The organism is Vibrio sp., from assembly GCF_048266485.1.
Taxonomy (GTDB): Bacteria; Pseudomonadota; Gammaproteobacteria; order Enterobacterales; family Vibrionaceae; genus Vibrio.
This window is the reverse complement of the sequence record NZ_JBLWZK010000006.1, coordinates 113,200-131,390: the sequence shown is the minus strand read 5'-3', so window position 1 is coordinate 131,390 and position 18,191 is coordinate 113,200. Positions and strand designations below refer to the sequence as shown.

At 42.8% G+C, this 18,191-nt stretch carries 18 protein-coding genes; 6 read left to right on the top strand and 12 right to left on the bottom strand.

Annotated elements, in window-relative coordinates; translation table 11 throughout:
- Positions 1 to 56: 56 nt before the first annotated feature.
- The 6 genes from ACN0T8_RS09630 to ACN0T8_RS09605 form a co-directional block, all read right to left on the bottom strand.
- Positions 57 to 1,796, bottom strand: coding sequence for a lysophospholipid acyltransferase family protein (locus tag ACN0T8_RS09630; protein ID WP_417880401.1), 1,740 nt, complete (start codon positions 1,794 to 1,796; stop codon positions 57 to 59).
- 84 nt (positions 1,797 to 1,880) lie between these two features.
- On the bottom strand, positions 1,881 to 2,351 hold the full coding sequence (locus ACN0T8_RS09625; RefSeq protein WP_417880400.1) for a YHS domain-containing (seleno)protein: 471 nt from the start codon (positions 2,349 to 2,351) through the stop codon (positions 1,881 to 1,883).
- The gene (locus tag ACN0T8_RS09620) at positions 2,348 to 3,118 is read right to left on the bottom strand and encodes an NRDE family protein (RefSeq protein WP_417880399.1); all 771 of its coding nucleotides are present in this window, start codon (positions 3,116 to 3,118) and stop codon (positions 2,348 to 2,350) included. Before ACN0T8_RS09620 ends, ACN0T8_RS09625 begins: the two co-directional genes overlap by 4 nt.
- A 16-nt stretch (positions 3,119 to 3,134) precedes the next feature.
- Positions 3,135 to 3,686, bottom strand: a complete 552-nt coding sequence (locus ACN0T8_RS09615) for a DinB family protein (RefSeq protein WP_417880398.1) — start codon at positions 3,684 to 3,686, stop codon at positions 3,135 to 3,137.
- Positions 3,687 to 3,767: 81 nt separating this feature from the next.
- Positions 3,768 to 4,856, bottom strand: coding sequence for a D-alanine--D-alanine ligase (locus tag ACN0T8_RS09610; protein ID WP_417880447.1), 1,089 nt, complete (start codon positions 4,854 to 4,856; stop codon positions 3,768 to 3,770).
- Between the two features lie 73 nt (positions 4,857 to 4,929).
- A complete protein-coding gene (locus tag ACN0T8_RS09605; RefSeq protein WP_417880397.1) occupies positions 4,930 to 5,580 on the bottom strand; it encodes a DedA family protein in 651 nt (216 codons plus the stop codon).
- A 321-nt stretch (positions 5,581 to 5,901) separates the two neighbouring features.
- On the opposite strand from ACN0T8_RS09605, the gene uvrD reads away from it, so the two are divergent.
- The 3 genes from uvrD to pfkA all read left to right on the top strand — a co-directional run bounded on the left by uvrD (position 5,902) and on the right by pfkA (position 10,295).
- Positions 5,902 to 8,073 (top strand): DNA helicase II, encoded by a 2,172-nt coding sequence (uvrD, locus tag ACN0T8_RS09600; protein WP_417880396.1) that lies wholly within the window; start codon positions 5,902 to 5,904, stop codon positions 8,071 to 8,073.
- A gap of 33 nt (positions 8,074 to 8,106) precedes the next feature.
- Positions 8,107 to 9,006 carry a CDF family cation-efflux transporter FieF gene (fieF, locus tag ACN0T8_RS09595; RefSeq protein ID WP_417880395.1) on the top strand — a complete coding sequence of 300 codons (900 nt, stop codon included), beginning with the start codon at positions 8,107 to 8,109 and terminating at the stop codon, positions 9,004 to 9,006.
- Positions 9,007 to 9,332: 326 nt separating this feature from the next.
- The gene (pfkA, locus tag ACN0T8_RS09590) at positions 9,333 to 10,295 is read left to right on the top strand and encodes a 6-phosphofructokinase (protein WP_417880394.1); all 963 of its coding nucleotides are present in this window, start codon (positions 9,333 to 9,335) and stop codon (positions 10,293 to 10,295) included.
- Positions 10,296 to 10,511: 216 nt separating this feature from the next.
- Here the strand turns inward: pfkA and tpiA are convergent, their stop codons facing one another.
- A complete protein-coding gene (gene tpiA, locus ACN0T8_RS09585) occupies positions 10,512 to 11,282 on the bottom strand; it encodes a triose-phosphate isomerase (RefSeq protein ID WP_417880393.1) in 771 nt (256 codons plus the stop codon).
- Between the two features lie 219 nt (positions 11,283 to 11,501).
- Here tpiA and ACN0T8_RS09580 point away from each other — a divergent pair, with 219 nt between their 5' ends.
- On the top strand, positions 11,502 to 11,852 hold the full coding sequence (locus ACN0T8_RS09580) for a 5-carboxymethyl-2-hydroxymuconate Delta-isomerase (RefSeq protein WP_417880392.1): 351 nt from the start codon (positions 11,502 to 11,504) through the stop codon (positions 11,850 to 11,852).
- Between the two features lie 24 nt (positions 11,853 to 11,876).
- Entirely contained in the window at positions 11,877 to 12,308 is a 432-nt protein-coding gene (locus ACN0T8_RS09575; protein ID WP_417880391.1) for a DUF805 domain-containing protein, read from the top strand.
- 149 nt (positions 12,309 to 12,457) lie between these two features.
- Here ACN0T8_RS09575 and ACN0T8_RS09570 read toward each other — a convergent pair whose 3' ends face one another.
- From ACN0T8_RS09570 to glpX, 3 genes are all read right to left on the bottom strand, one after another.
- Positions 12,458 to 13,726 carry an MATE family efflux transporter gene (locus tag ACN0T8_RS09570; RefSeq protein WP_417880446.1) on the bottom strand — a complete coding sequence of 423 codons (1,269 nt, stop codon included), beginning with the start codon at positions 13,724 to 13,726 and terminating at the stop codon, positions 12,458 to 12,460.
- Positions 13,727 to 13,824: 98 nt separating this feature from the next.
- Positions 13,825 to 14,451, bottom strand: a complete 627-nt coding sequence (locus ACN0T8_RS09565; RefSeq protein ID WP_417880390.1) for a helix-turn-helix transcriptional regulator — start codon at positions 14,449 to 14,451, stop codon at positions 13,825 to 13,827.
- A 287-nt stretch (positions 14,452 to 14,738) separates the two neighbouring features.
- On the bottom strand, positions 14,739 to 15,746 hold the full coding sequence (glpX, locus tag ACN0T8_RS09560; RefSeq protein WP_417880388.1) for a class II fructose-bisphosphatase: 1,008 nt from the start codon (positions 15,744 to 15,746) through the stop codon (positions 14,739 to 14,741).
- 310 nt (positions 15,747 to 16,056) lie between these two features.
- Here glpX and zapB point away from each other — a divergent pair, with 310 nt between their 5' ends.
- Positions 16,057 to 16,299 carry a cell division protein ZapB gene (gene zapB / locus ACN0T8_RS09555; RefSeq protein WP_027696425.1) on the top strand — a complete coding sequence of 81 codons (243 nt, stop codon included), beginning with the start codon at positions 16,057 to 16,059 and terminating at the stop codon, positions 16,297 to 16,299.
- Positions 16,300 to 16,555: 256 nt separating this feature from the next.
- On the opposite strand, the gene rraA is transcribed toward zapB, so the two are convergent.
- Together rraA and ACN0T8_RS09545 are read right to left on the bottom strand one after the other, a co-directional pair.
- Positions 16,556 to 17,086, bottom strand: a complete 531-nt coding sequence (gene rraA / locus ACN0T8_RS09550; protein WP_417880387.1) for a ribonuclease E activity regulator RraA — start codon at positions 17,084 to 17,086, stop codon at positions 16,556 to 16,558.
- A gap of 140 nt (positions 17,087 to 17,226) precedes the next feature.
- Positions 17,227 to 18,135: a 1,4-dihydroxy-2-naphthoate polyprenyltransferase gene (locus ACN0T8_RS09545; RefSeq protein ID WP_417880386.1), complete on the bottom strand. Its 909-nt coding sequence runs from the start codon at positions 18,133 to 18,135 to the stop codon at positions 17,227 to 17,229.
- Positions 18,136 to 18,191 lie beyond the last annotated feature (56 nt).

Sequence of the window (18,191 nt, the reverse complement as noted above, 5' to 3'; positions counted from 1 at the left end):
GTTATCGGCTTTTTTTCTTTTTCGAGACACGAGCTACGAGAAACGGAGTGCTCGAGTTACGCCTTATGTTTTTTCAAATACCCCAAACTTTCCTCTTTTCCCATATATTTTGCCAAAGTACGTTGCGGCACTTTACGTAGATCCACCACAATTAATCCATCAAGTGCATCATTAAAGTCTTTATCAACATTAAAGCATATCAACTTACCATTTAGGTTGAGGTATTGTTTTAGCAATACAGGAATACTTTTTTGTCCTAAACGGGTGAGCACTTTAGAGAGCAGTTGAATATCGGCCAATGACGATAACATATCAGCCCGCCAGAAGTTGTTTTTACTTTTTTTCAGTGGGTTACTGGCTTTGACTAACGTAGCGTTATCTTTATCGAAATGATGCATTTCAAGGGTAGATACCATTAATTCACGTGCTGTGGGGCTGTATTCACTACTAATGCTGACCGGGCCGAATAAGTGGGTATATTGTGGGTTTCGGTAGGTGTAAGTGGCAATGCCTTTCCACAATAACAGTAATGCAGTCAGACTACGTTGGTAAGGTAAGTCGATCACTGAGCGGCCCATTTCAATCGCATGACCAAATTGATTGATCAAGGTTTCATCAAATTGGAATAGGGTGCGAGAGTATAAACCTTTGACGCCTTTATTTTTCAGTATGCGATCGGTTAAACCGAGTCGATAGGCACCGACTAATCTTTGGGCTTTGTTATCCCAAATGAAGAGGTGTTGATAGTCGTGATCAAATTCATCAAGGTCACATTTTTTTCCTGTACCTTCGTTAACGAGGCGAAAATTGACCTCGCGAATTCGACCTATTTCCTGTAACACATTCGGTATGTCAGAGCTGTCGCAGCAATAAACATCAAAGTTTTTAAAGTTTAATAAGTGGGCTGATGTTGGTAGTTTGTGAATATCCGAAACCAATCGATCTTGTAAGATCGGTGCGATCACAGCAGTTTGGTGGGGCAAACTAGGCGCTTGATGTTCAGCTCTAGGCGCGAGTAAGTAAGTATTTAATCTTAAATAATCAACGATATGTTGTTCACTTGATAAGCTTTCAATCTCATTTCGATCAATCAGATCTCCAATTGAAATATCGATCATTTGATTGGTTTTATTGAGCATTTCTCGGCCTAACAGGGCAGTTCGCAAGTAGGGATGAAGCATACCCGCCCAATAAAAAGGCTTACTATTATGACCGTTGATATGTATAGCAAGCGCGTTGGCATTGCTACGTTTGATTAATTTGGCGATTGAACGACTCCAAGGTTTGTCATTGAGCTGCCCTTGCTCGTCAATACTTGAGACTTCTCCGGCAGGAAAAACCAATAATACGCCATCATTATGCAGGTGTTTCAGTCCTTCGCGTAGTGCTTTGATATTGGCACTAACGGCATTTTTTCCTTCAAATACATCGACACTAATAAAGAGTGGCGCAAGCTCCGGTAATCTCTTTAAAAATTGATTGGCCAGTATTTTGACATCAGGGCGAACTTGCAACAACATTTCTGCCAGTATCACGCCTTCCACCGCGCCGAGTGGATGATTGGCGACGATCACTAAAGGCCCCGTTGCCGGAATATTACTAAGGTGACCAGAGGCGACTTGATATTGTAGTCCTAGCTTTTCTAAGGTGTGACGTAAAAAGCTTTTAGTGTCGAGATCTCTTGGCAATTCTCGATAGTAAGTATCTAAGGTGTGCAGGCCGGTGACTCTTTCCGCGGCACGTTCTAGTAGGCGAAAAGGCGTCACGTTGGGTAAGCGAAAAGGACTAGTTTGCATATCAAGCTCCTAGGTAACTATCGATTCATTTCATTATTTATCTAACTTACTCGTTGAATCTTTCAATTTTTTTACAGACTCGTTTTATGATTCATCTAAAATGGCCGGCCAGTTTTGATTCGCGGCTTTGATAAAGTTGTCTTTTTTAGGAAGCCAAGTCTCTTGAACGCTTTGGTCGTAGTTAATGTATAGCTTTCCTTGATGGATAGTCCATTGGTGTGGATCGCCCGGTGCCAATTGATTTTTTTCACCGACCGCCCAAGCGCAGTAACCGCCGTATTGAGGCGCGTATTTCTCAGGGTCATCGGTAAACATATCGAGATGTTGTTTGCTGGCAAACCACCATTCGGCGCCTTGGTATTTGGCTTTAAAGTTACTAGTACCTTCCACCGCTTTGCCTTCAGTAAAGTAGGCCACGGTGTCATAACCTTCGAGCGCTTTATTGCTGAAAAAGCCAGTATAAATAGGGTCACTTGCGGCGATTGCTTGGGTGCTAAATAAAGCCTGGCAAGTGAGTAATAGAGCAAATGTTAGCGTTTTCCAATAAGCTTTCATGCTGGTATCTCCGTCTTTATGATTCTTGGTTCTGTCAGACTATGTATGGCTTGAGACTGACATGGTGAACCGGGTTGGTAATCCATTGTGATGCGGTTAGCGTCGACATTAATCATGGTTAAGCTGACGGTTTGGGCGTCATCACGATGCATGCATACTGAGTGCGCGCCGGCTTGTGGCGAATGGCTCTTATGGTAGTCCTGCAATTGGCTGAAGCTAGGCTGCGTCTGATGTTTGGTTTGATGCTTGATTCGATGTTTAGCTTGATGGTTGAAGTGTGCCAATCGTGCGGCTTGCACTTGCTCAAATTCAAGTGAAGATGAGGTGATCGGGCTAGATTGCTCGCGCTGTAACACTTCAAGGCCACCCCAGATAATCGCGGGTATTTGGCAGTTTGGTGTCAGTTTTTCAGGATCAAAAATTAATAAGCTAAATGGTGGGTAGTCGCTCCAATTGATGGTCGTTAATTGCTCAACAACTTGTGAGTAATTTTGACAATAAGCCAATTGGCGTACCAGTTGTCCACGGCTTTGTTTGGCTGAGCTTGGGGTTTGTCCTTGATAAAAATTCAGTAAGCACAAACTTAAACCGTGATTATTAGTGGCCACCCAAGTGCCTTGTCCATCTGGGTCGATGGGCATCAACGCTACGCTATCTTGTTTGCTGAAAGCTTGAGGCGGTAGTGCAATCGAACGAGTTTTCTGTTCATCACGATTAAACAGTATTTGATAGCCACTTGGTGTGACTCGCCACGTTAAGGTACACATTAGCTTAGTCTCCTCATTAACATAGCCCCCTCAAATAACTCGCGGTCGCCGGTGCATAAGAAAAAATGTCGTCGGTTTTAATCTGGCAAGCTTCGGCGTTGACTCTCATCACCGAAAAGTGGTGTGTCGTATGGCTCGACACAAACAGCAACTCTCGCTCTAGGCTAGAAGCCATCTGACATATTTGTTGTTGGTAAATCGACGTTTCACTTTTGATGGTGACCGGCGTTGTTAAGTCTTGTTCGTCTAGCGCGAGTAACCAACGCTTAATTGCTTGTAACTCATCCATACCGACTTCACGCTGAGTTTCAACTAAGGCCCCACGACGACGTTGATCGTAATCGATAACCCCTTGCGGGTCGTTCATCAGGGCAAAGTACATATCATTAATATGGCGCAAGTGAGCCCCTATGCTACTTTGTACATAAGGTGTGGCAATATAGATGTATTGAGCGTTATCAAGTTGCCCAAGTAGCTGCAAAGCTTGCTCAATCCCTTCAAGATTGGCACTCACTAATGGATGGTGAGTATTGTGATTGACTGATGATGCTGCCATAGATGTCGACATTCCTTACCTTCTTACCTTCTTACCTTCTTACGTTCTATAAAGTGTTTAAGCTGCGTGTGCTTAAAGCCCTTAATTCGTTTTTTAATCAGTAGCTGGGTAGTGTTTAATTAATTGTTTTTCTTGCTTTAACGCGCGGAACAATTCGCCAAACGTGGGGACTTTATGGCCGGCTTTTTTTTGCAATGCGCCAATTTCATATAAGCAGCGATATTGATAAAGCAAGGTAGAAAAAATCTCTTTGAGTGGGGTGTTACTATCCCAAATGTGTCCCGCCTCGCTGCTCGCCCCATTCATTTCTAAAATATCGAAATCCTTGCCTTGCATCAGCGAGTCAATGTCTTTGAATTTCACATCCAAGCGCCCAAAGTGATAGCCGGGGTAGTCATCAAAAATCTGGTCTAATTTTTCGGCGAGGGCATCGGTAATATAAGCGTTACCATTTTTGAAAATGCAGCCACGACTATGGCTACCGGCAAAGGCGAGTTGGAAAGGTTTGCCATGATCCAAAACCTGTTCGAGCTGATCTTGATGGCGAGGTAGGTATAAATGCGCAAGCTGACTGGCGCGTGGGTCTTGTTCAATCAATTGACGCAGAGTGTGCTTTCCTGTGCCGATTACTACCGGTGAATATTTAAGGGTGATCGAGAATACTTTGCCTTTTGCTTGGTTAGGATAACGGATATAAAAGAGCCCAGCTTCGGCTTGATAAGGCGATTTTTTTTGCAGCATGTAGCGAGCATGATCTGGGAAAGAGGTGATGTATTGTTGTAGCTCTTGATCGGATTCCACCAACTGTACGCCGACCCCACGGCAACCTTGATCTGGCTTGGCAACCACTGGGTAGTTTAATCCGGCATTAATCATGGCTTGTTTGGCTTCTAGCCATTGCGCTGATAAGGAAGATCGCTCTGATTCAGTTTGTTTGGTTAAGGTAACAAACGGCGGGATCCATTGTTTGGCGTAATCGCCCGCCAGTTCTAATATTTCTTGTTTCGATTCACCGACCATACCGCTGAGTTTGATGTGTGGGTTGGCGACCATAGGCAGGCGAAAATCACGATATTTCACGCCATACCATAAGCTTTGTAAAACCACTGGGGTATAGAAGAACCAAGTTGGCCAAAACTCAAAACGAGAAACAGCCTTACCCGAATCATCCATTGTCGGCATACCTTGATTGGGTAACGCAGATGATGGTTGCCTAGTTAATGTCTCAGTGCGATCTTCAGGCGTTGCGTACATATTAAAGTTTCCCTTTTGAAATGCGATGGGATTGAGAGAGTTCGGCTAGGTTGCGGTTGCGATTTGAGCTTTTGATATTGTGATGAAATGAGCGGCCCGCAATACGGTTTACTCCCCACAATAAAATTAATGCGATTGGGCCAAGCAACCATTTCAGTGGATGTTGTTGTAAATATTCGGTGCTACCGATCTGGTAAATGATGCCGAAGACTAAGGCTGTCCATGCGGCTGTCGCCAATAACACCGCAATCAAGAATTGATGAAATGGAATGCGAAAGTAGCCGCATAAAGTAAAGCTGACGCTACGTAGACCGGGAATAAAACGGATGATAACAATGTTGATAATGGCGTGATGTTTTAAGCGGCGTCTAGCTTGACGCAATAATGGCATGCTCAATAAGCGATAACGCAGCGCGCGCCAACGTCTTGCCCATACTCCAAAGGCGTACAACAACGCATCTCCACTGGCGATACCGACTAAGATGGCTAATAACGCCACTTCAAAAGACATCGAACTTTGGCTTGCCATTACCGCGGCGGTGATAATTGCCAAGTCTTCCAACAAATACGACAGCAGCACGATGCCAATAAAGGCTAACCATGCATTTTGTTGTATCATTTTGGGTTGGAGTAAGGTTATGTAGTCTTCCATTCGAATTTAGTCTATTTGATTAATAAAACATCACTGATAAAGAACCCATAATGCACATTTAAATTTCAATGTTATTCTATGAATTTCTTAACACGCTGAATTTTCTAAAATATTTTATAATTGTCCCTACCTTTATTATTGAAGGTTTAAGCTGCAAAACGATGACAGGGTTATGTTCCATTTACATAGGGTTTCCTTTTATACAAAGGCCATTTTTAGTGTAGTTGTCGGTACAAAAAATGAAACCTCACCTTGTGGTCTAAAATCCTAGTAAAAGTTCGTGTATACTCGCTTTTATGTATAAATAACCAGTAGATAACGATGGATCCTTCTTTATTACTCGACGGTCTTAATGACAGACAACGTGAAGCGGTAGCCGCTCCATTGGAAAACTTACTCGTATTGGCGGGCGCAGGTAGTGGTAAAACTCGCGTGTTGGTTCATCGAATTGCTTGGTTATTATCGGTAGAACAAGCGTCGCCGTTTTCGATCATGTCGGTGACCTTTACCAATAAAGCCGCTAAAGAAATGCGTGGCCGAATTGAAGAGCTGATGATGGGGACATCATCGGGCATGTGGAATGGTACTTTCCACGGTATTTGTCACCGTATTCTTCGTGCCCATTATATGGATGCGAAACTACCGGAAGATTTTCAAATCTTAGATTCGGAAGACCAAGTTCGTCTACTGCGCCGTTTGATCAAAGCGCAAAATCTCGATGAAAAGCAATTTCCTGCCAAGCAAGCCAGCTGGTGGATCAATGGTAAGAAAGATGAGGGTTTACGCCCTAGTCATATCGATACTTATCATGATCCGGTCGCTAAAACCTATCTGCAAATTTATCAAGCGTATCAAGAGGCTTGTGACCGTGCAGGCTTAATCGATTTTGCTGAAATCCTACTACGTTGCCATGAATTACTGCGCGATAAAGTGCATGTGCGTGAACATTATCAAGCGCGCTTTAAGCATATTTTGGTCGACGAATTTCAAGATACCAATAATATTCAATACGCTTGGCTACGCATGATGGCTGGAGCGGATTCGCATGTGATGATTGTCGGTGATGATGATCAGTCGATCTATGGCTGGCGTGGCGCACAAATCGACAATATTCAAAAGTTCCTGCGTGAATTCCCCGGCGCGCATACCATTCGTTTGGAGCAAAATTACCGCTCGACCAAAAATATCCTGAATGCTGCCAATGAGCTGATCAGCAATAATACTGAGCGTATGGGTAAAGACTTATGGACCGATGGTCATGACGGTGAGCCAATCTCTCTGTATTCGGCTTATAACGATTTGGATGAAGCGCGCTTTGCGGTCAATAAAATTAAAGAATGGCATGAAAAGGGTACCCCTCTAGTCGATTGTGCCATGTTGTACCGTAACAATGCTCAGTCTCGTGTCTTGGAAGAAGCGTTAATTCAAGCGCGTTTGCCGTATCGTATTTATGGCGGTATGCGATTCTTCGAACGTCAAGAAATCAAAGATGCTTTGAGTTATTTGCGCTTGATGAACAATCGTAATGATGATGCTGCATTTGAACGTATTGTGAATACTCCAACTCGTGGGCTCGGGGATAAAACATTAGAGACCATTCGTATGACGGCGCGTGATCGTGGTACTACCTTATGGCATGCTGGCGTTCAATTAATTGATGAGAAAGTATTATCTGGCCGTGCGGCGAGTGCATTTAGCCGTTTTGTTGAGTTAATCAATGCGATGGAAGATGACACCTTTGATTTAGCACTACATGAACAATTTGACCATGCAATTAAATCCTCCGGTCTATTTGCCATGTATGAAATGGAAAAGGGCGAAAAATCCAAGGCACGTATTGAGAACTTAGAAGAACTGGTTACCGCAGCACGCCAGTTTGAAAAGCCCGAAGAAGCTGATGATATGAGTATGTTGTCGGCCTTCTTATCACATGCTGCATTAGAAGCGGGTGAAGGGCAAGCGGATGAATTTACCGATGCAGTACAGTTAATGACACTGCATAGTGCTAAAGGTTTGGAATTCCCATTAGTGTTTATGGTGGGCGTTGAAGAGGGGATGTTCCCTAATCAAATGTCGGCCGAAGATGCCGCGCGTTTAGAAGAAGAACGCCGCTTGTGTTATGTTGGTATGACTCGCGCAATGCAAAAGCTTTATATTACTTATGCTGAAATGCGACGTGTGTATGGTCAAGATAAGTACCATAAGCCATCACGTTTTATTCGTGAAATTCCAGAAAGCTGTGTGGAAGAAGTTCGCATGAAAGCGCAGGTGAGTCGTCCGGCTACGTCGGGTCGATTTGGGGCAACGGCAGTCAAAGAAAATTTTAATAGCACCGGTTATTCATTAGGTCAGCGAGTTAAGCACGCCAAATTTGGCGAAGGTACCATTATCAACTTCGAAGGCAGTGGTGCACAAAGTCGAGTACAAGTGGCCTTTAACGGTGAAGGTATTAAGTGGCTAGTGACCGAATATGCTCGTTTAGAGACGCTTTAGTAGATGCTTCAAAAATAGGTTGGTTAAATAAACATGGATAAAACGTATTCTAAGTTAGTCAACTCTGCCGCGTGGGCCGCCATGGTGATCGCGACTATTTTACTATTAGTGAAATTAGTGGCGTGGTGGCAAACTAATTCAGTAAGTTTATTAGCTTCATTGGTTGATTCCTTGTTGGATATGGCAGCTTCACTGACTAATTTATTGGTGGTGCGCTATGCAACTCAACCAGCCGATGACGAACATCAATTTGGTCATGGTAAGGCAGAATCTTTAGCCGCATTGGCACAAGCGATGTTTATCTCAGGTTCAGCGTGTTTCTTATTACTGAATGGGGTAGACCGTTTTTTCCGCCCGCAAGAATTGGTCTCGCCAGAGCTTGGTGTGTGGGTCAGTGGTTTTGCTATTTTGTTAACTTCAGGGCTAGTGCTGTTTCAAAAGCATGTCGTGCGAAAAACTGGTAGCCAAGCTATTGCTGCTGACTCTCTGCATTATCAAACCGACTTATTTATGAATATTGCGATCATGATTGCGCTGGTATTAAGTTGGTATGGCTTAAAACAAGCCGATGCAGTATTTGCCGTGGGGATTGGTTTATACATTCTGTATAGCGCTTACCAAATGGCGCAAGAGGCGGTGCAATCATTACTAGATCGCCAGTTACCAGAAGAGGAAGTCCAAGCGATTCATCTGGCTTGTGTGTCAGTAGAAGGGGTACTCGGCGCGCATGATCTACGTACTCGCATGTCAGGTCCGGTACGCTTTATTCAAGTGCATATTGAGCTTGATGATAATTTACCTTTGGTTGAAGCGCATCGCATCTCCGATGAAGTAGAGGGTAAATTAGAGACATTGTTTCCTCATTCAGATGTGCTTATTCATCAAGATCCAATATCGGTGGTACCTGACGTAAAATATCAGCCGTTAAATTAGCCGAAATGCGGTGAATAACATAAAATTATGTGACTTGGCTCATTATTATTGAGACAATTTAGTGGTTAATGTCTATCTTATAGGCAGATAAAACGCAGTTGATAGTGATATGAATCAACATCACTAAGCGTCAAACTTGTATATTATGCTTAATGTTATTTATGTAATTTTCACGCTGGGATAAAGGCTCGTAGTTAAAGAAGCCAGTAAACGGACTAGCGAAGAATTGGGTTGAGTTGCCAATTAAGTATTAGGCTAAAAATAGATAGCCAGTTTCGGTAGCTGAACAAATGAGTTTCTTTTTTTAATATTTTTAGAGGGTGATCATGGTTAAGAAGATCGGTGTTTTAACAAGTGGTGGCGATGCACCAGGCATGAACGCAGCAATTCGTGGTGTCGTGCGTACCGCATTAGGTGAAGGGTTAGAAGTCTTTGGTATTTACGATGGTTATCTTGGTTTGGTTGAAGACCGTATTGAGAAACTAGATCGCTCAAGCGTTTCTGATGTAATTAACCGTGGCGGCACTTTTCTTGGTTCTGCTCGCTTCCCTGAGTTTAAAGAATTGGCAGTTCGTGAAAAAGCGATTGAAAACTTAAAAGCACACGGCATTGATGCGCTAGTGGTTATCGGTGGTGATGGTTCTTACATGGGTGCGAAAAAACTGACTGAAATGGGTTACCCATGTATCGGTTTACCAGGCACAATCGATAACGATATCGCAGGTACTGACTACACGATTGGTTACTTAACGGCATTAAATACCGTTATTGATGCGATTGACCGTCTACGTGATACTTCTACATCACACCAACGTATTTCGATTGTTGAAATCATGGGTCGTCACTGTGGTGATTTGACTTTGATGTCTGCAATTGCCGGTGGTTGTGAGTACATCATCACCCCTGAGAATAATTTAGATAAACCAGCATTAATCCAAAATATCAAAGATGGAATTGCGAAAGGTAAGAAGCATGCCATTATTGCTTTGACTGAATTACAAATGGACCCAGATGAATTAGCAAAAGATATTCAAGCAGCAACTGGTCGTGAAACCCGTGCAACTGTTCTTGGTCATATTCAGCGTGGTGGTCGTCCGACAGCATTTGACCGTGTGTTAGCTTCTCGTATGGGTAACTACGCGGTACACTTATTGATTGAAGGTCACGGTGGTCGTTGTGTTGGTATCCAAAAAGAAGAGCTGGTTCACCACGATATTATTGATGCGATTGAAAATATGAAGCGTCCAGTACGTACTGACCTTTATAAAGTCGCTGAAGAGTTATTCTAATTCGTTGGTAATGATTTGATTGGTAAAACCGTTGGCGAAAGTCAGCGGTTTTTTTATGCTTTTAAGACCCTAGACCCTAGACCCTAGACCCTAGACCCTAGACCCTAGACCCTAGACCCGAAAAAAAGACTGACACATGGCCAGTCTAATGTTTATTCTTTCGAGCTTTCGAGCTTTCGAGCTTTCGAGCTTTCGAGCTTTCGAGCTACGAATAAATTACGCTTTTGCTTCAGCCGCTGCTTTAGCGATAGCGGCAAAGCTTTTCGCGTCAAGTGCAGCACCACCAACTAGAGCACCATCGATGTCTGGTTGGGCAAAGTAAGCTGCTGCGTTTTCTGGTTTAACAGAACCGCCGTATTGGATTACCACGTTTTTCGCAACTTCTTCTGATTTTTCAGCAATGTGAGCACGGATTTGAGCGTGGATGCGTTGTGCATCATCAGCTGTTGCAGCTTTACCAGTACCGATTGCCCAGATTGGTTCGTAAGCGATGATTGCGCCTTCAAGAGCATCAACACCTAGAAGGTTGATTACTGCGTCGATTTGACGAGCACATACTGCAACGGTTTCGCCAGCTTCGTTTTGTGCTTCAGATTCACCAATGCAGAGAACAGGCGTTAGATCGTTCTCTTTTAGGAAAGCGAATTTCTTCGCAACGAACTCGTCTGATTCGTTATGGTATTCACGACGCTCAGAGTGACCGATGATGATGTGAGAGGCACCGAATTCTTTCAACATAGCAGGAGACATATCACCTGTGAATGCACCGCTGTTGTTTAGGTCAGTGTTTTGAGCACCAAGAATGATCGCGCTACCCGCGTCAGTTAGTGTACGTTCAGCAAGATCGATGAATAGTGCTGGTGGCGCGACTGCAACGTCGACGCCTGTTACGCCTTCAAGTTCAGCATTTAGACCAGTTAGCAAATCAACAACCATTTCTTTGCTGCCGTTTAGTTTCCAGTTACCCATAACTACAGGATGACGCATAGGATATTCTCCAATTCGATTAAATTAAAATTAAGACCGAACGATCTTAAATGAGCTATCAAAGAATATAACAGAATAATGTGATGAGATCATGATTCTCATCATGTCAAAACGATCAATAATGCTAGTTTAGTTTATCGATACTTGCCATTAAGCTAGAGCATTTATAAAGCGGCGTCTTCTACGTCTATTTTTAACGTTTTTAATTAAGGAATTTACATGCCAAATGTTGTGATGGAATACTCTCATTCAATTGAAGAGCGTGCTAATGTTCAAGCGCTATTGGAAGATCTACATCAAGTGACCATTCAAAGCGGTTTATTTGAGGTTAAGGATGTAAAATCGAGAACCTTAAGAACGCATCACTGGCTTATCGGAGATTTAGAGGATAGTGTCGGCTTTATTCATGTTACCGTTGAATTGTTGGATGGACGCAGTGATGAACAAAAACGAGCGTTATCGGAAGCTTTGATGCAAGCATTGCAAGCTAAGGCGGCTTTTGTGGCTAGTTTAACGGTGAATATTCGCGATATGAATCGTTGTTGCTTTCAAAAAGTGACTAATTTTTAATTAATGTCGAAGGTTATTCTAGTTATGGCAATTAAACATTGGCTTTTTTCTTTCCAAGGTCGTATTGGACGCCAGCGTTTTTGGATGTGGAATTTATTTTACTACCTTGTGATGCTCGCAATTATTGGCAGTGCAGCACAAAACCTATTTGGTAGCTTTACTGGCGTAGCGATTTTTATTATGAGCGCTACCTTACTGGTGCCAGATCTAGCGGTAACGGCAAAGCGTTGGCATGACCGCAATAAATCTAACTGGTGGTTGTTGATGCATGCACCTTTGGTTGCTGGTCGTTTAATGGCACCGATTGGTGGTGCTGAAACGGTTGAGCCATCGATGATACAAACGTTGGTATCGATAATAGCGATTGTTTGTGGTGTTTGGATGTTGGTCGAATGTGGCCTGCTAAAAGGTACCCAAGGTGATAATCGTTATGGGCCAGAGCCGACAAAGCACTAGTCTATACCCGTCTTACTTGACGTTGCAGCTTTGTTGGTCGCGTTCACTCACCCCAATCATTTGCCGCCTCACTGCAACTCCAATTACTTTGGGTCTAATGTTTAAGATTTCAAATACTTTGCCACTCAGTTATTACCCACAGATCTGGCTTATTCGCTTGAGTTGTGGGTAATTTGTTTAAAGCTTTTACGGAAAATCAACCAAGCATTCAATCCAGCCAACAAGTTCCCCAACAAAGCACCGATAAATAAGCCTTCAATGCCTGCGAGCTGGGCACCTAACCATAAGCAAGGAAGGAAGAAGACAAATAAGCGCAGCGCTGAAATTAATAATGCGGAATAAGAACGACCAATCGCGTTAGATAACGACACCAGCAACATACAAACACCTAATGACCCAAGGCTTAACGGCACGATAGTAAGATGCCAATACAAAATATGGGTTACTTGTTGATCGCTGGTCATTAAATTCGCTAAACCATTGGCTACCAAAAAGGTAATGACGGCGATGGCGAATTGGAATATTAAGATAAAGCGAATCGCAATTGTGGTGAGTTTTTTAATATCATCATATTGTTTAGCACCTAGTAGCCTACCAACCATTGGTGGCATCGACATAGTAAGTGCTAACACGCCAACGATGGCGAAAAACTCATAACGTGAACCGATTGCCCATGCTGCGACCGCAGTAGTGCCAAAGCTAGCTAATAGCTTAGTGGCAAGCATTGAGGAAACCGGTGGTAATAGTTGGCTCACCATTGCCGGCCCCATAATGTTAGTGAGTGAGAAAATACTGCGACGAATATTTAAGTCGTTCCAGTCAAATTTAATCCAATCTTTGGCCCATATTTTGGGCATTACCACGATCAAACCAATTGAAAAGGAGAGTAATGTTGCAATCGCAGCACCATTGATTCCAAGACCGAAAGTAAAGATGAATAGAGGGTCAAGCACTATATTAAGTAGACTGGTCACCATCATCATACTTCCCGGCAAAATTGTATTGCCGTTAGCGCGACATAAGCTATAAAAGAAATACAGCAAAGCGCCACACCACGTGCTGAGAAGCCAATAAATCCAGTAACTATTCACGATAGGTTGAATGGTTTCAGGCGCACTTAATAAGTCAAGGATTGGATTGCGTAGCCCATAAATAATTAATGAAAATAAGGCAATACCAATGCTACCGATAGTGACGACTAGTCCACCTAATTGTTTAGCATAACGAAAATTATTTTGTCCGAGTGCTTTTGAAATCACAGCAGTAGTGGCGATTCCTAAACCTACTTGTAAGCCAATAATGACCATTTGGATTGGTTGGGTGAAGCCTTGTACTGCCAGCGGTAAAACTCCCAACTGGCCAATAAAAGCACTATCCACCAATTGAAAGCTCATAAGCGAGAGTACGCCAAATAGCATCGGCCAGGTTTGCTGAAATAATTGGCGAGCAAGCGAAGGAGTCTGTGATGAAGTCACGAAAATAATGTTCCTAATTAAGGCGTTTAAGGGTGATGCTACTAATTACCCTTGAGCGGGGTAATTAGATAACAGCAACGGTGCGATCCAGCAATAATATGCTCTTGACGAACAACTTTATACTCATTCTCTAATAAGGTCTGGAAGATGTTAAGCTCGGATTGACACAGTGCTGGGCATTGCTTGGCGGTATGACAAATTGGGCAATGGTTTTCAATTAGTTGATATCCAGCCTCTGTGGTTTTAAGCTCAGCCATGTAGCCTTCTTGTTCTCGCAATTGAACTAAAGTTTGCAGTTTTTGTTCGGTGTTAGAGCATTGGGATAAAGTTTTCTGATAGCGCTGGAGAATTTTTGCTTCTCGTTGGGCGGTGACCTTTTCTACCCCTTGTTGACCATAAACTTGGTCTATGGCGTTGATGATATCGATACTCAGATCTTGGTGGCGATCGATAAATTGATCATGGCCTTTTTGAGTTAAAGACCAGTGACGGGCAGGACGTCCTACTTTGACTTTAATATCAGAGTAGTTCAATAAGCCTTCATTTTCTAACGCTTGTAAGTGTTGGCGCGCACCCATACTGGTGATCGACAGGTCGTCGGCCAATTGGCGTGCGGTAATTCTTCCTTCCCGCTTTATTTTGTGGAGAATTTTATCGCTGCTTTTCATTGATTGCCTTTGGGGACTGTATATTACGCCGTATTCTTGAAGTTGCAGCTTTGTTGACGGCATTCATTCACCCCTATATCTTGATTAAAGAAAGTCATAGACGAGCTGTGCTCATGGGGTCTCATTCACTTGTCGTCTCACTGCAACTTCAATTACTTTGGGTATATGATGGCGCAAAAATTAAATAAAGCAAATGCTTAACATATCCTAAAAGTCATTGATGAAGGCAATAAAAAAACGCAACTCGAAAGCTGCGTTTGTAAGCTATATGAACAGTTAGATTTGGATTATAAGATGTGCTGCCTTACTTCGTCATCTTTACGCTCAAGGTAGTGAATCGACTTGATGCGACGAATGGTACGGCTCTTACCACGAATGACTAAGGTTTCTGTCGTCGCGATGTTCCCATTACGAGTAATGCCTTCAAGTAGGTCACCTTTGGTAATTCCGGTTGCCGCAAAGACGACGTTATCACTGCGCGCCATATCATCCATTTTTAAGATAACGTTGGCTTGTACACCCATTTCTGCGCAGCGTTGTAATTCCAATTCACCGTGAGTGCGGTTTTCTGGTGTATCGCCTTTTACTTCATGGCGAGGTAATAGACGACCTTGCATGTCACCATCGAGTGCACGAATAACTGCAGCAGAGACTACACCTTCAGGTGCACCACCGATGCAGTACATCATGTCGACTTCGCTATCTGGCATACAAGTTAAAATAGACGCAGCAACATCACCATCTGGCACGGCAAATACGCGTGCACCCATTTGTTGAATTTTAGCAATAATCTCATCATGACGAGGTTTGGCTAAAGTGATAACGGTCAATTCATTGAGTGGCTTGTTGAGTGCTTTTGCCACATTGAGAATGTTATCTTCTACTGATTTAGAAAGGTCAAGACACCCTTTCGCACCAGGGCCAACGACAAGCTTTTCCATGTACATATCGGGTGCTTTTAAGAAGCTACCTTTTTCGCCAGCGGCTAGGACCGCTAACGCATTTGACTGGCCCATTGCGGTCATGCGGGTGCCTTCAATAGGGTCAACCGCGATATCTACCGCATCGCCACCTAAGCCAACTTTTTCACCGATATAAAGCATAGGCGCTTCATCAATTTCGCCTTCACCGATAACAATTTCACCGCTAATTTCTGTGTCATTCAGTAGAGTACGCATTACGGCGACTGCAGAGCCATCGGCTGCGTTTTTATCACCTCGACCTAACCATTTATATCCGGCAAGCGCAGCACCTTCTGTAACTCGAGAAAATGCCAATGCTAAATCGCGTTTCATACTGACTCCAAATAAAACAAAGGGAAAAAAATTATGCGGCGCATTTTAGCACAGCCAGAACGGTAACGTTTGCTTTTTTGGTTGAATCCTTACCAAGCCATCGTTATAGAGCCGATCAAAGGGAGTGAAGATATGGGCTAATGTCATAATTAAGTTAGCTTTGCTGTTTTTTTGTGCAACCGAACAGAAATAGTTAAATAAGACGGTGGCGCTTGCAACGAAGCTGAGTAGAATGAGGGTAACAAACGTGATAGGGCGTGACCTTGGGTTAGCTTTATTGCTCACCATGATCATTTAATAGGTATCAGAGATGTCTTTCGAAGTATTAGAACAGCTAGAAGCAAAAATTCAAACCGCGGTAGATACTATTGCATTATTACAAATGGAAGTTGAAGAGCTTAAAGAAAAGAATGAGCAATTGGCTTCAGAAGCAGGTCAACTACGCGAAGGTCGTGAAGAGTTAGAACAACAAACTCAAGCGATGCGCCAAGAGCAACAAGCATGGCAAGAGAGAATCCGTAATCTTCTTGGTAAAATGGATGACGTTGAATAATTGATACTGTTATACCAACTCCAACAAATAATGGATCATCTTAGCTTGTTAAAAAACTTTCTAACTGCGTTATAAAATTTGTATGTAGAACCACTACGAACAGAAATTTTATGCCTTGTTATCAAGCTTTTTCTCTACGCTAATTTAGCTCACTTATTTATTGAAATTGGTATTATCGTTTTAGATAGCAGTATAGAAACAAAAAAACAGAGCCGATTGAGCTCTGTTTTTTTGTTTGTGAGTATCTGAAATGAGATTAATCGTTTAAAGGCTCAATATCGTCCAGTTCTTCATCTAATTCTAAATCAATATCTAGCGGTTCTTGAGAAATGATCACGCCAGTATTGTCTGCATAAAGGTGATCTTCTGGTAAGAAGGTAACGCCACCAAAGTTTACCGGTACATCAACTTCACCGATGTTGTTTTGAGTCGCTCCTACTGGAATTGCTGCAATAGCTTGAATGCCAATTTCCATTTCTTCTAAATCATCAATTTCACGAACGCAGCCGTAAATCACTAGGCCTTCCCAGTCATTTTCTTCTGCTAACGCGGCAATCTCTGCATCAATCAGTGCGCGACGCAGTGAGCCGCCACCATCAATTAATAGCACTCGACCAGTTCCATCCTCTTGTAAAATAGAGCGAATAATGCCGTTATCTTCAAAGCATTTCACTGTGGTCAATTGGCCTGCGAATGAGGTTAAGCCACCAAAATTACTGAACATAGGTTCAACAACATCAACTTGGTCTTGGTAAATGTCACACAGTGCAGAGGTATTATATTCCATAGTGGTTTCTCTTTGCTTGCGGAGGATGGTTAAGAGTTCATGATTAACGAGTATATAGGCTCATTATTGCTTTGCAATGACAAAGAACAATTTCCTGAAAAGACTTTGATTTTATCAGGATAATCGTATAAATGATGTCATCATTGTCCTACAACCATAACGATTGAAAATACGATATTGGTGATAAAAGCGCATTTCACCATATCCGGTAGCATAGGCACAAATTGCTTAGCTTGTTGGATATTCCAGATGGTTTTCCCATGTTTGACTATTAGCAATAGTGGTAACAGCATAAAAACATTGAGCCAGATCGGTTGAGTGTGCATGACGAGGTAAATCGCCATGGTTAGCCAACCGAAAGCTAATAAGCCTAGATGATAACACTTGGCTTTTTCAGTGCCGATACGAACCACTAGAGTGCGTTTGTTGCTTATCGTGTCATTTTCCACATCACGCATATTGTTGATATTCAATACGCCCATCGAAAACAAACCTGAGCCAATCGCAGGCAATAGCAAGGCAGGTTTAACCGTACCAGTATGCAAGAAGTAGGTACCTAAAATGGCTAATAAACCAAAGAAGATAAATACCGAAATATCACCAAGACCGATGTAGCCATAAGGCTTGCTGCCCATGGTGTAGGCGATGGAGCTAATAATCGACAGTAAGCCTAAAAAGATGAAAGCCATAATACTGGTTGGACTTTGTAGGGCATAAAACACCAAGGCCAAGCCGCTAACAATAATAAAAACAATATTAAGCGCGATGGCTTTTTTCATTCCTGCTTGGGTGATCATTCCTTGTTGCATACCGCGAATTGGACCAATACGGTTTTCATTATCAGTGCCTTGGGCGGTATCACCGTAGTCATTAGCAAGGTTAGATAAAATTTGCAGTAGGGTTGCCGTGAGTAATGCTAAAAGAGAAATCGCAAGAGAAAAATGGTGGTCAGCATAAGCAAGGCTACTTCCTGTTGCAATCGCAGCGATAGCAAGCAGTAAAGTTTTGGGTCTAGCGGCATCAAGCCAAATAGCAAAGGATGATTTCATAGTCTTTTACAGTTAAGGTGAGTGATAAGTATCAAGTGTTCGCTAAGAAATAACAA